The sequence below is a fragment of the Janthinobacterium sp. TND4EL3 genome, from assembly GCF_900156175.1.
Classification (GTDB): domain Bacteria; phylum Pseudomonadota; class Gammaproteobacteria; order Burkholderiales; family Burkholderiaceae_D; genus Janthinobacterium.
This window is the reverse complement of sequence record NZ_FTMV01000015.1, coordinates 184209-197034: the sequence shown is the minus strand read 5'-3', so window position 1 is coordinate 197034 and position 12826 is coordinate 184209. Positions and strand designations below refer to the sequence as shown.

Sequence of the window (12826 nt, the reverse complement as noted above, 5' to 3'; positions counted from 1 at the left end):
GAATAACGAAACGCCGATTCAGGCGATGAAGAAATGGCAGGCGAAAAAGCCGGAATTATTCGTTAAGCGTGTTTATAATCAAGCGGGTCTTGACACGTAGCCAGCAAACCTGAGTGCAACAATGGTTCCAGAGGATTTGAGTTGGATCAATTGGAATCGGCAGCCCGATCAATTTGACTTCGGCGCCAACACCTCTCGACATCGACTGCAGTAATCAAGATCACGTAAAACCAATGCGTACAAACCCCACAAATACAAAGCATAGAAGGAAACTTGAGCGGAAAATAAGCTTATCTTGAGTGGATGTACTCAAAAACGCAGCGCCCCGCCAAGGGTCAAATTTTTATCGGCACAAGGGGGCAGTATCGGGGCGGTGCCAGCACTCAACATCTCTCCACTCGAATAAGATCATCATATTCACCAAAAACTGGCTTCTCAGTAAAATTATGAGAGACATCTACGGATGAAATCGATATCTCACTTTTCCTTGGCTTCATTTCTACTCTTTCCATATTTAGATTCCCACCTTCTCCGAATATATACGATACTGCCCTTACAATTTCATCGCTATCACCTTGAAACTCACGATAAATAGCGACAGTCAAAAATAGCCTATTATCCGCTGCTTCCTGAAAAGTGTAAGTCAATATCTCGCGCAGTTGACCATCAAGAAATCCAACAACAATAACAGAATCAGTCACATCAATAAAACAAGATGGACTTTCTACCGAACCAACCAAAACGGTGTATTTCAACTTATTTTCGTGATTTTTTTTCGCCTGCGTCTCAGAATAAATGTCAATAGCACGTTTCATTGCCCGAAACCACGCCTTACAGAAAAAAATTTCCTTTTTCATCAAATCATTCCTTAGTTGTATATTTTGCCATTTGGAGGTGGGGTCAGGTCCGGTATTTATACTCGACCTCAGCCATGCCAACATTTGGAGGCGGGGTTAGGTTCTCCCTTCAGACACGATCTCAGCCATGCCAATGTCCCAACCTCTGCGCAATCTCAGTGCCAATGCGTACGGATCAGATAACGTCTACCGCATAACGCGCCCCCTACGCATTGAATTTCCCGGCGCCCTCTACCACGTTACTTCGCGCGGCGACCGGCGTGGCACCATTTACCGGGATGATACCGATCGCCTTGCCTGGCAAGAGGTACTAGCCCTGGTCTGCGAACGGCACCATTTTGTCGTGCACAGTTTCTGCCAGATGAGCAATCATTATCATCTGCTCGTTGAAACGGCGGAAGCGAATCTGTCGCAGGGCATGCGCCAACTGAATGGCGTTTATACCCAGCATTTCAATCGGCGCCAAAGCTTGTCGGGCACGTATTGCAAGGCCGCTACAAATCCATCTTGGTGCAGCAAGAAAATTATCTGTTGGAATTGGCCCACTACATCGTCTTGAACCCATTCCGGGCGCACATGGTGGCATCACCCGACGACTGGTACTGGAGCAGCCATCACTAGGTTTTGGACGAAGCAGTGCCTCCATGCTGGTTGGCGCGTGACTGGCTCTTGAGTCAGTTTGGCGCCACGCGCGACGAGGCGGTCGCCAACTATGCTCGGTTTGTCGCGGCCGGTATGGGTGAAACTAGTCCGCTCGCCCACACCTGCCACCAAGTGCTACTGGGCGATGACGCCTTCGTTTCGGCACATCAGCAATCGCAGCGGTCCAATGCATTCAAAGATACGCCAAGGCAGCAGCGTCGCGCAGTCACACTGTCACTCGCGCAATATCAGGCCCGCTGTGGCGACAGAGACGAGGCGATGGCACGCGCGTATCTATCGACCGCTTTTACCATATCCCATGTCGCCGCCGGTTTTCACGTCTCAAGCAAGACAGTCAGTCGAGCCATAACGGCATTTAATAAGGCGCAACTTGCTGCAGATCGAGACGGCCAAGGCTGAGATCGTGTACAAATGGCGGACCTGACCCTGGCTCTTTGGAGCCCTACCTGCCGCTGCTCGACATTGACGGCACGCTGGTTATCGTCGGTCAGGTAGGACCGATGGCGGAATTTAACACCGTGCAGCTGCTCCTGGGCCGCCGCCGCATCGCCGGCTCGCCGATTGGCGGCATTCGCGAAACCCAGGAAATGCTCGACTTCTGTGCCGAGAAGAATATTCTACCCGACTGTGAAATGATCAACATGGAGCAGATCAACGACGCTTTCGCACGCATGGAGTGCGCGGACGTACGCTACCGCTTTGTGATAGACATGGCATCGCTAGCGCGCGCCACCTGAACTTAAACGGCATGCCCGCGGTCATTGTCCCGCTATCACCCCGGCCGAAGGGCCAGCCGTCTCGCCCCGAACAAACTGTGCTCTGTTCAACGGAGTTCGGTGGGGCGACGTGCATGACAGCGCAGCCTTCGATTACGATGCTGTCGCCGCAGGCTTGGGCAAGCTGGCCTGCCTTCGCATATTCGTTTTAGAAATGGGATGAAAAGCGGTCGAATCCAAGCGCACGCATACGCGTCAGACACTGCGACATCGACATGTTCCGGCCTTCATTGATAGGTAAGCCCTGCATTTCCTGCACAGGTATCAATGTCCACGCTGGATGGTTTGTTCTTCCATCGCGACCCACTCTCATCGACTATTGTGTTTTATGATAGCGCGGCTCATTTAGGCGCTGGCTCGCGCGTGGCGGTATAGCGTAACTCCTGCAGCAGTAGGCTGAATGCGGAGGAAGCCGGCCGCCGTGCAGGGTAGTAAAGGTGATACCCAGGGAAGACCGGGCACCAGTCCTCCAGCACCCTGATCAGGGTCCCCGCGCGTAGATACGACTGGACCTGATCCTCCATCACGCAAGCCAGGCCAAACCCCTCAAGCGTCGCCTGCAGCGCCATTGCCATATCGTTGAAGATCAGTTGTCCGTCAACCCGAACATTCAGATCCCGGCCATCCCTTGAAAACTCCCAAATATACAGGCCGCCAGTGCTTGGAAAGCGCAGATTGATACATCTGTGCAGCGTTAGCTCTTGCGGAGTTTGCGGCTTTGGGTGCATGGTGAAATACGCGGGCGCAGCGACCACTGCCATCCGGAGGTCGGGACCGATGCGCATCGCGATCATGTCCCGCGCGATTGACTCGCCCAAACGGATGCCCGCGTCAAAGCGTTCACTGATGATGTCGGTCAATGCAGCATCCACCGACACCTCCACGTTGATGTGCGGATGGCTGGGTAGCAAACGGCTCAACGCCGGCCAAAGCACCGACTGGGCTGCATATTGGCTGCTGGTGATGCGCACGGTACCGGCCGGCTTTTGCTGGAGCTGGCTCAGCTCGGTAAGTCTGTTGTCGATATCGTTAAGTGCCGGGCGCAGTGCCTCGATCAATCGTTCACCCGCCTCAGTGGGGGCCACACTGCGTGTTGATCGGTTTAACAATCGCAAACCACGCCGTTCTTCAAGCCGCCGGATGGTGTGACTAAGTGACGATTGTGAAGTGCGCAATCTCGCTGCGGCCCGCGTAAAACTTCTTTCCTCCGCGACCGCAAGGAATGCAATCAAGTCAGCAATTTCATCTCGGTCCATCGTTCTATTTATGAATTTGAAGTATAGGATTTGTCGGATTATAGCGCCTTATCAAAAATGACCACTTCTCCTACACTACTTGAAACGGCACTGCTCCCGATAGCGACACTAACTCGGATTAGGTACCGTCGTACGGCTGAGCAAAACAGCAAAATTAACCAATATAGGAGTATTGACATGAGCAAAGAAGTTATCGTCATCATCGGTGCTGGTGGCATTGGCGTGGCCATCGCACGCCGCCAGGGCGTGGGCAAGATTGTTCTGTTGGCGGATTTTAATGAAAAAACGCTGGAAGCGGCTGCGGAAAGCATGCGTAACTCCAGCTACAGTGTTGAAACTAGAATTGTAGATGTGGCATCGCGTGCATCGGTCGAAGCACTGGTCACCGCTGCTGCAGCGTTGGGCAGCGTGGTCCAAGTGATCAATACCGCCGGCCTCTCGCCGAACATGGCGCCGGTCGCCAGCATCCTCGAAGTTGATTTGTATGGCTCGGCGTTGGTCTTCGACGCGTTCGAACAAGTCATCGCCCCGGGTGGCGCCGGTCTGGTTATTTCGAGCATGGCCGGTCATATGATGCCGGCCCTGTCTCCCGAACAAGACCATGCACTGGCTTATACGCCTACTGAAGAACTGCTCGCTCTCCCGTTCTTGCAAGCCAACGCTGTGCCGAACACGCTCGTTGCCTACATGATGGCCAAGCGCGCGAACCACCTGCGAGTGCAGGCTTCGGCCATGACGTGGGGTGCGCGCGGCGCACGGGTCAACTCAATCAGCCCGGGCATTATCGTCACGCCACTTGCGCTACATGAGCTGAACTCCGAGATCGGTGGCATCTATCGCACCATGGTAGAGGCATCGCCGTCAAAGCGTATGGCGCCGCCGGACGAAATCGCCACCGCAGCAGCTTTCCTGTTGGGGCCGGATGCAGGTTTTATCACCGGAAGCGACTTGTTGATCGACGGCGGTGTTATTGCTGCCATGCGCGCGGGTAAGCTGCCGACTCCTGGCTAAGCCATTTAATGAAAGAGACAGACGATGAAGAATATACTGATTCTCGGTGCAAATGGACAGCTTGCACGCAATGCAACGGCGCGCTTTCTCGAAGTTGGCTCAGATGAACATGTCAATCTCAAGCTGTATCTGCGCCGCGCCAGCCGGCTCGTCAATCCCGATCCTCGTCGCGTCAGCGTGGTGGAAGGCGATGTATGTAACGCGAGAAAATTACAGGCGGCGATGCAAGGCATCGACGTGGTATTTGCCAGCCTGTCGGGAGAGATGGCGACTCAGGCCCAGCATATCGTGTCAGCCATGAATGCTGCGGGTGTGCGCAGGCTGATTTTTATCAGTTCAATGGGAATTTACGGCGAAGTGCCGGGCCAGCCATATCGCAGCGTACTCGATCCGTACCGGGACTCGGCAGCGGTGGTAGAACGATCGGATCTGGAATACACGGTCTTGCGCCCAGGCTGGTTTACCCATGATGCCGATATCGGCTATCAGATCACGCAAAAGGGGCAACCTTTCATCGGCCACGATATCTCGCTTGATAGCCTGTCAACCTTAATCGTCAAGCTGGCAACGTCGGATGGCCTCTATCTACGCTGCAGTCTGGGCGTAAGTTCAGATCACTAGAATGGAGTATGAACGCGATGCAACACACGATTGAAGTGGTTATATTTCCGCCCAGGTCGGGCGTTACGACATCACAACTACTGGCGGCATCGGCGGCGATCACGCCGGTCCTGACTCGCATGCCCGGCTTTATTTCCCGCGATTTTGGAACCGGAGAGGATGGGCAGTTTCTCGATATCATTCACTGGCGCGATCGGGATGCCGCCGAATTGGCGGCGCAACAGGTGATGCTGGATGCAACATGCTGCGCCTATTTCGATCTAATGGACCAAACCCGGATGCACTTCAGCTATTTCAACCAAGTATTCTGATGAAGCGTTGACCTTGCCCCCGTATAACCGGACACAGCCAATCGTTTAGTTAGCGCCGCTTTCCTGAGCCCGGCGCGCCAGCTCCCTCCTGTCCATGCGAGGCGATTTCCATTTCAGCGACGAGTGAGGATGGACCTCGTTGAAGTGCATAAAGGCGTCTGGCAGTTGAGCCAGAACGATTTCTGCGCTGCTGCGGTCCATCAAGTTCACGTAGTCCCGTTTAAACGTGTTCACGAAGCTTTCAGCAATGCCGTTCGACTGCGGGCTGCATACCGGCGTGTGCACCGGTTCAATCCCAAGTGCGCGCACCAGCGCGTGCGTTTCATGCGCTCGATAGGCGCCGCCGTTGTCGCTCAAGAATTCCAGCCTGGTCGAGCCGACGCTGGCCTGGCCGAATCTTGTCTCGACTGCTTCCACCAGCATGTCGCGCACGGGCTCGCCAGGCAGGCCACGTTCGGCCCACGCACGCCAGGCAATGATTTCTCGGTCACAGCAATCCTTCATGAACACACCGGTCACCACTTCACCGTTGTCGCAGGCGATCTCGAAGCCGTCCGAGCACCAGCGCTGATTGGGTTCGTCCACCGCCACCACGCCATTGTGCACGCGGCTGCTCACTGGACGTTTCGGCGCCTTGGGTAGCAGCAGACTGTTCGCTTTCATCACGCGATAAAACCGCTTGTGATTGATTGCTGGCAGGCCCATCAAGGCGCGCGTGCGGTTGACCAGAGCGCCAGCCCGGCGGTAGCCATAGGTCGGCAGCGCTGTAATCTCGGCGCGCACGGCGTCGACCAGGATGGCGTCGGCAGGCTGGTGGAACGTCTGCATGGTGCGCCCGTCGATCCAGTCTGCGGGACGAACCAGCAGCTGGGCGACGTGTGAGCGCGCTACGCCAAAGGCAGAGCAGACCGGCTTCACTGGTCGTCCTTGCCCGACAAGGGCGAGCGCGCAATCCACTTTTTTTCGCGAGCGAACTCGACGGCCTCCTTCAGGATTTCCGCCTCCATCGTCTTCTTGCCGAGCATGCGCTGCAACTGGGCTATCTGTGCGCGCGCAGCGGCCAGTTCGCTCGCCGGCACCATCGATTCGCCAGCAGTGACCGCCGTAAGCGCGCCTTCCCGTTCGAGCTTGCGCCAGTTGAACAACTGGCTTGCACCGACGCCGTGCTTGCGTGCGACCAGCGACACGTTCATGCCTGGCTCGTCAGTCTCGCGCACCAGCGCCGCTTTTTCCTCCGCAGACCGGCGCCTGCGGCGCTCCTGGTTCACCGTCACCACCTCGAATGTTTGCTTGTTCCTAGTCATATGCACAGTCCTATTCCTATCCGTAAGAATAACGCATAGGCTGTGTCTGGTGAATCAAGGGGCTATTTCAGCGCTCCGCCAGTCCTAGAAAAGGTAGTGAGCTCGTTAGCTGACAACGTCAAGTCTTGGTTGTCTGTAAACCGCTTCACGGCAAGATCGATAAATTTGCGCACACGTAACGGCTGTGCCTTCCGGCTACCGTAGTAGGCGTACAGCCGCATGTGGCTGGCCACATGCTCCGTCAGTAGCGGCACCAGCTCACCAGAGCGGATCAGTTTGGCGACCGATAATGATGAAAGTTGAGCAATTACCTGGCCTGTGAGGGTGGCCTGTATCTCTAGATCGGAATCGTTGGTCGCGACAGTTGGTGGAAACTCGCGTGTCTGGATTTCGCCGCCAATATTCACGTACCAAGGGAAAACCTGACCTGTCCCTGGATGACGAAACACACTACAGCGGTGAAGTGCAAGATCTTCCAGTGAATGCGGGCCTCCGTAGCGTTGTAGGTACTCCGGTGACGCACAAATAATCAGCTGCGCCTGAAACAGTGGACGCGCAATCAACCCTTCCGAAGGCGGCGAACCAAAGCGAAAACCGACGTCAACCCGGTCCAGTACCCAGTCGCCCACAGTGTCGTTGAGTTGCACTTCGGGCTGGACGTCCGGGTAAAGCCGGCAGTATTCATCGATCACGGGCCATAGCACCGCAGCAAACGCCGATCTGGGGCCAACGATGCGCAACGGTCCGGCAATCTCGTCCTTGGACAGGCGCGCCCGGGCCAGAGCACGATCGAACACCGCCAGCGCCGGCTGGGTGGCGTCGAGCAGTTGGCGCCCTTCTTCTGTCAGCGAAAGGCTGCGGGTGGTCCGATGCAGCAGACGTACGCCCAGCGATTCTTCCAATTGCGCAAGGGCCTGACTGGCCGCCTGAGCTGTCACGTTTTGCGCCGCGGCCGCCTGACGTAAGCTGCCCAACTCGATAGCCTTGGCCAGCATTTCGATGGCACGTATATCCCTGCTCAGCATGGTACCTCCCCCTTGATGGTGACATATCGATGGCACCATTATCAATCATGGCTTGGCACTGTATCAAGGATTGGACGGCTATTCGCTTGATGATCGCGGTTCTATAGTGATTGCACTTCCCGGCACATTGATCGGGACCTTCACCAAGGAGCTTAACGATGTACACCGTAAAGGCATACGCAGCAACCAGCGCAACCTCCCCGTTGGCACCCCTTTCGATTCCCCGCCGCGACCCACTGAAACATGATGTGCAGATCGATATCCTGTTCTGCGGCGTCTGCCACTCCGACATTCACCACGTGCGTGACGAATTCGGCAGCGCGATGCCGACGATTTTTCCCATCGTGCCAGGCCACGAAATCGTCGGCCGCGTGACGTCCATCGGCGCCGACGTCACCAAGCACAATATCGGCGACATTGTCGCGGTTGGATGCCTCGTCGATGCCGAATCGACTTGCCCACATTGCCGCGTAAATCGCGAACAATATTCGCCGACCAAGGTCCTCACCTACAACTCGCCTGACAAGCATGGTACCGCCCCCGCTACCTATGGTGGCTATGCAGAAAGCATCGTTGTCGATGAGCGTTTCGTCTTGCGTGTGCCAGGCAATCTGGATCTGGCTGGCGTTGCCCCGCTCGTATGCGCAGGCATCACCGCGTACTCCCCGATTCGTCGTTGGGGTGTCACCAAAGGCCAGAAGGTTGGCATCGTCGGCCTGGGCGGACTCGGCCACATGGGGGTCAAGTTCGCCCGTTCCCTGGGCGCGCACGTGGTGTTGTTCACCACGTCTCCACGTAAGAGGGAAGACGCGCTGCGCATCGGCGCCCACGAAGTTGTTGTCTCGCGTAATCCGGACGAGATGGCCGCGCACGTCAACACCTTCGACTTCATCCTCGACACCGTGTCGGCACCCCACGACCTGAACGAATACCTGGCCCTGCTCCACCCAGAAGGTAACCTGACGCTGGTCGGCGCTTCCGCAGAGAAGATCGATGTATCGGCCTACAGCCTGATTTTTGGCGGTCGTAGCTTGTCCGGTTCGCTTATCGGCGGCATCGCCGAGACCCAGGAAATGCTGGATTTCTGCGGCGAGCACAACATCGTCTCGGACGTTGAAGTGATCGGCATGCAGGACATCAACGAAGCTTACCAACGCCTCGAAAAAGGCGACGTGAAGTACCGCTTCTCGATCGATATGTCCACCCTCAAGAACACCTAAGGGGAGCACCATGCTACGTCACATTTTTGTTGGACCGACGCATCCGGGCTGCCCCGATGATGCCATGCTGGATGTCGTCAATACCCTGCGCGAGTTACCGGGCCTGGTTCCCTGGATTCGCGATTTTTCCGTAGAAAAGACATTCACTTGGTCGGGTACGCAAGCAGTTGTGCTCATCGCCGAGTTTGATTCGCAGGCCGACTGGGAGCGCTATATGCACGAGCCGAAGCACCTGGCCCTGGGCGACCGGATTAAGAATGTCATCGATCTGTCCCGCATGACCGTCGTGCAGACAGATGCATAGTCTCGCAATCAACACGCCTCACAGCACCCATACATTTAAGATGAAGGATTCAACATGTCAGCATATACATTGAACGGCAAGGTCGCCCTCGTAACGGGCGGTGGAACAGGTCTGGGACTGGGCGGCGCCAAGCGCCTGGTTGAAGCCGGCGCATTCGTCTACATCGTCGGCCGTCGTCAAAGTGTCCTCGATGAGGCGATCAAGAAACTAGGCGCAAACGTGCGCGCAATCGTGGCCGACGTCTCGAAGAAGGAAGACATGGTGCGCGTCGCCGCCACCATTTGCGCAGAAAAAGGCAAGCTCGACATTATCTTTTCCAACGCCGGCTATTACAAAGGCGCAAAGCTGGAAGACGTCACGGAAGAATACTTCGATGCCATCGTGAACGTGAACTTGAAAGGCCAGATGTTCACGGTGCAAGCCATGTTGCCGATCATGAACGACGGTGGCTCCATCATCCTCACCTCGTCGATGACCGCTTTTATCGGACTGCCGGAATACACCGGTTACGCCGCCACCAAGGCCGCCGTGATTGGCATGGCCAAGGTCTGGACTACGGAGCTCAAGTCGCGCAAGATCCGCGTCAATGTGATCAGTCCTGGCGCCATTCCGACCGAGGGCTATGAAACAGTTCAGGGGATGACGCCTGAGCAGGTGAAGGAATTCGCGGAAAAATGCGCCGCGGAGATTCCAGTCGGGCGCGTGGGCCGCGCTGAAGAAATCGGCGACAGCGTCGTGTTCCTCGGTTCCGATGCCAGCAGCTTTATCAACGGTGTGAACCTGGTTGTCGATGGCGGCCAAACCCAGGTCTACGCCGGCAACCTGTAGTCCAGCCTCGCACACGCCACCGCGTCGCGCCTGACGCGTGCCGGCAGCTACCGTCGCGGTCGAACGTCCAATCCAACGCGCGCCGGCTGCACTGCAATTTTTTGGGACGGACTCAGAGACGGTTTAGTAACTTAGCGGAAACTTAGTCGGGGTAATCCCCCCCTCCTTCTGCCGCTGGGCCTCGCAGAGCAGGCTACCGTTGAGCACGAAGTGCGAATAAGCAGGTGTGAAGTTAGCCAACCGAAGGTTAGCTAACTTCACCTATCCTGCCCCGCTTCGCGCAGCGACTGAACCACTAAAATCGTCGGACACAACGTCGACCAAACCCTTTTTTTGGCACGGTTGAAAGCAAATAAGGCCTTATAAGGCCTTATATGTGCCATATCTGCTTCAACCGTGGCATTTCAGGCTTTAACCGTGTCAGATTTGTGGTTCAACCGTGCCAGATTTGTGGTTTAACCGTGCATGTTCCGCACGACATGAGGGCGATTAAATACCATGAAGAATCCTGTGCAGAACAACTGCATGCCTGGCTCAAACGCCACCATCAGCGAAGCGCGGCCAGGAGCTCGTCGCATTTCTGGCCTTCAGCGACGATACCCGCAACAACAATCAACTGGTGACGCCAGGACGGTGATCCGGTCTGCGCCAGTGCCGCCGTGCTGGCACCGATCCTGCCTCACCGTTCAAGAGAAACACGTCCCAAGTGACTCCTTCCTCCCGCCACAGTACCTTGGCGCGCCAACGCTCAACGAGGCGCGCTTCAGCCGCCTGCCTGAAGTGTCGGCAAGCAGCGGAAAATGGGGTAGCAGGATCTAAGCAGGCGCCAAGGAAGACACCTTCCTGGCCTCCGTAAGACTCCAGGGCCGCTTGCCTGCCTGGTTCAGGAGCGCGTGCCGGCACGGGATGCGGACAGTGGCTGCAAGGCGCCTGAACACGCATGCCAGTCCTCGGCCCGCGCAAGGATACTCCATGGGATATGCCATCACACAACAGACGGTGCGGGATTGGTGCAAAAGTCAGACCATGCCTGCATCAGCACGATACGCTTGTCGAACAAGTCGCCGCGCCGGTAGGCCGCTTCCACCCGGTCCGGCAAGCGGTGCGCCAGCGCATGCTCGCATACCTCACGTGAAAAGGCATTGGCCGCCGCCTCGGCGCACCAGTCACGGAAGGAAGAACGGAAACCGTGCACGGTGATGTCGTCAAACTGCATGCGGCGCAAGACTGCCGTCAAACTCATGTCCGACAACTGCGTGCCACGCTTGCGGCCTGAAAAGATGATGTCCCCCTGACGCGGCACTGCGCGCAGCAGCGCAAGCGCCCCACCAGAGAGCGGCACGCGATGCTCCTTGCCTGCCTTCATGCGCTGCGCTGGAATCGTCCACAGGGCCGCCTCCAGGTCAATCTCCGGCCACCGCGCACCCCTGACCTCTCCTGAGCGCGCAGCCGTCAGGATGACAAACGCCAGCGCCCTGGCAGCAATCCCTTCCTGACCCGATAAGGCGGCCATGAATCTGCCGATCTCTTGCCACGGCAGGGCCGGCCGGTTTTTCACTGGAGAAACCTTGTTCGGATTGGCCAGCAGATTTTCCAGATGGCCTTTCCAGCGCGCCGGATTTTCTCCCTGACGAAAGCCGCTGACCGTTGCCCAGTCGAGTATGCATTCGATTCTGCCGCGTATGCGCGTTGCCGTCTCCGTCTTTGACAACCAGATTGCATCGAGCACCTTGACGACCAGGTCGGTGTCGATCGCCGCGACAGGCAGCGCCCCCGCCAATGGAAACACATAGGCGGCCAGGGTGTTTTCCCACTGCGCCACATGTTTGGCATTTCTCCAGCCATGCCGGTGCGCCGCGATATACGACGCCGCGCACTGTTCAAAGGTCATTTGACGCGCACGCGCCAGCATCCCTGCCTGTTCTTGCTGGCGGCGCATTGCCAGCGGATCGCGCCCTTCACTCAGCAGCAAACGGCATTGCCGCGCCTTTTTGCGCGCCTCGACCAGATCGACTGCCAGACAAGAACCCAGCCCCATTTCGTGACGCCTGCCAGCTACGCTGTAACGAAACAGCCAGCTCCTGGCGCCAGCGCCCGATACTTGCAGCACCAGTCCGCCGCCATCCCCGTAATACCCTGGCTCCCTGGCGCGACCGACGACCAGCGCCGACAGCTTGTTCATCCTGATTGTCATTACCCCACTCCCGCATTGCGAGAACCGGTACTAATTTTAGCGCGCGATCAAGCGCGTGCTGGCAACGACACTTGATCCCGCGCAAGGTCAATTGCGGCAACAGGCGGGACATAACAGGATCGGTGGCGTACGCTTGAAGGCAGCGCACACAGCCATTGCTACCCCCCAGCCTACCCCCCAGCAGATGCTGGATTGACGCGGCAGGCAGCGGACGCTGGCGGATGGATTTACGCGGTTTCTCCTATGAGGAGCGGAAATGAAAAAACCCGCCGAAGCGGGTTTTTAAAAATACTGGCGGAGACGGTGGGATTCGAACCCACGATACAGGTATAAGCCGTATGCATCCTTAGCAGGGATGTGCCTTCGGCCACTCGGCCACGTCTCCTAGCTGATTACTCAACTATGTCTCTGTAGCTAACTGCGCTGCAGCGACGAACGTCATAATATCGACTGCCC

General features: G+C 56.8%; 13 protein-coding genes and 1 tRNA gene. 8 read left to right on the top strand and 6 right to left on the bottom strand.

From position 1 onward, the window contains the following. Positions 1–383 precede the first annotated feature (383 nt). Positions 384–857 (bottom strand): hypothetical protein, encoded by a 474-nt coding sequence (locus tag BXA07_RS30380; RefSeq protein WP_076570941.1) that lies wholly within the window; start codon positions 855–857, stop codon positions 384–386. Between the two features lie 127 nt (positions 858–984). Here BXA07_RS30380 and BXA07_RS31400 point away from each other — a divergent pair, with 127 nt between their 5' ends. Continuing rightward, positions 985–1416 carry a transposase gene (locus tag BXA07_RS31400; protein WP_244556362.1) on the top strand — a complete coding sequence of 144 codons (432 nt, stop codon included), beginning with the start codon at positions 985–987 and terminating at the stop codon, positions 1414–1416. A gap of 538 nt (positions 1417–1954) precedes the next feature. Then, on the top strand, positions 1955–2257 hold the full coding sequence (locus tag BXA07_RS22275; RefSeq protein ID WP_244556361.1) for an MDR/zinc-dependent alcohol dehydrogenase-like family protein: 303 nt from the start codon (positions 1955–1957) through the stop codon (positions 2255–2257). A 380-nt stretch (positions 2258–2637) separates the two neighbouring features. On the opposite strand, the gene BXA07_RS22270 is transcribed toward BXA07_RS22275, so the two are convergent. Beyond that, positions 2638–3552 carry a LysR substrate-binding domain-containing protein gene (locus BXA07_RS22270; protein ID WP_076570939.1) on the bottom strand — a complete coding sequence of 305 codons (915 nt, stop codon included), beginning with the start codon at positions 3550–3552 and terminating at the stop codon, positions 2638–2640. A gap of 177 nt (positions 3553–3729) precedes the next feature. Between BXA07_RS22270 and BXA07_RS22265 the strand changes: the two genes are divergently transcribed. Genes BXA07_RS22265 through BXA07_RS22255 form a run of 3 tightly spaced genes read left to right on the top strand, consistent with a single transcriptional unit; the run spans position 3730 to position 5495 of the window. Further along, positions 3730–4563 (top strand): SDR family oxidoreductase, encoded by an 834-nt coding sequence (locus tag BXA07_RS22265; protein ID WP_076570937.1) that lies wholly within the window; start codon positions 3730–3732, stop codon positions 4561–4563. A gap of 24 nt (positions 4564–4587) precedes the next feature. Further along, complete coding sequence (locus BXA07_RS22260; RefSeq protein WP_076570934.1) at positions 4588–5184, top strand: NAD(P)H-binding protein; 597 nt, start codon at positions 4588–4590, stop codon at positions 5182–5184. Between the two features lie 8 nt (positions 5185–5192). Further along, on the top strand, positions 5193–5495 hold the full coding sequence (locus BXA07_RS22255; protein ID WP_139335697.1) for a hypothetical protein: 303 nt from the start codon (positions 5193–5195) through the stop codon (positions 5493–5495). Between the two features lie 45 nt (positions 5496–5540). On the opposite strand, the gene BXA07_RS22250 is transcribed toward BXA07_RS22255, so the two are convergent. Next, a protein-coding gene (locus BXA07_RS22250; RefSeq protein WP_244556360.1) for an IS3 family transposase occupies positions 5541–6799 on the bottom strand; the annotation gives its coding sequence in 2 pieces (ribosomal slippage) (positions 5541–6451 and positions 6451–6799; 1260 coding nt in all). 62 nt (positions 6800–6861) lie between these two features. Next, positions 6862–7824 (bottom strand): LysR family transcriptional regulator, encoded by a 963-nt coding sequence (locus BXA07_RS22240; RefSeq protein WP_076570926.1) that lies wholly within the window; start codon positions 7822–7824, stop codon positions 6862–6864. Between the two features lie 158 nt (positions 7825–7982). On the opposite strand from BXA07_RS22240, the gene BXA07_RS22235 reads away from it, so the two are divergent. From BXA07_RS22235 to BXA07_RS22225, 3 genes are read left to right on the top strand one after another with little or no spacing between them, the layout of a single operon-like run. Further along, the gene (locus BXA07_RS22235; protein WP_076570924.1) at positions 7983–9044 is read left to right on the top strand and encodes an NAD(P)-dependent alcohol dehydrogenase; all 1062 of its coding nucleotides are present in this window, start codon (positions 7983–7985) and stop codon (positions 9042–9044) included. Positions 9045–9054: 10 nt separating this feature from the next. Beyond that, positions 9055–9348 carry a Dabb family protein gene (locus BXA07_RS22230; RefSeq protein ID WP_076570922.1) on the top strand — a complete coding sequence of 98 codons (294 nt, stop codon included), beginning with the start codon at positions 9055–9057 and terminating at the stop codon, positions 9346–9348. A 54-nt stretch (positions 9349–9402) separates the two neighbouring features. Next, a complete protein-coding gene (locus BXA07_RS22225; protein WP_076570920.1) occupies positions 9403–10176 on the top strand; it encodes an SDR family NAD(P)-dependent oxidoreductase in 774 nt (257 codons plus the stop codon). A 985-nt stretch (positions 10177–11161) separates the two neighbouring features. On the opposite strand, the gene BXA07_RS22220 is transcribed toward BXA07_RS22225, so the two are convergent. Next, entirely contained in the window at positions 11162–12370 is a 1209-nt protein-coding gene (locus BXA07_RS22220; protein WP_076570918.1) for a tyrosine-type recombinase/integrase, read from the bottom strand. 292 nt (positions 12371–12662) lie between these two features. Next, a tRNA-Ser gene (locus tag BXA07_RS22215) sits at positions 12663–12755 on the bottom strand. Between the last annotated feature and the right edge of the window lie 71 nt (positions 12756–12826).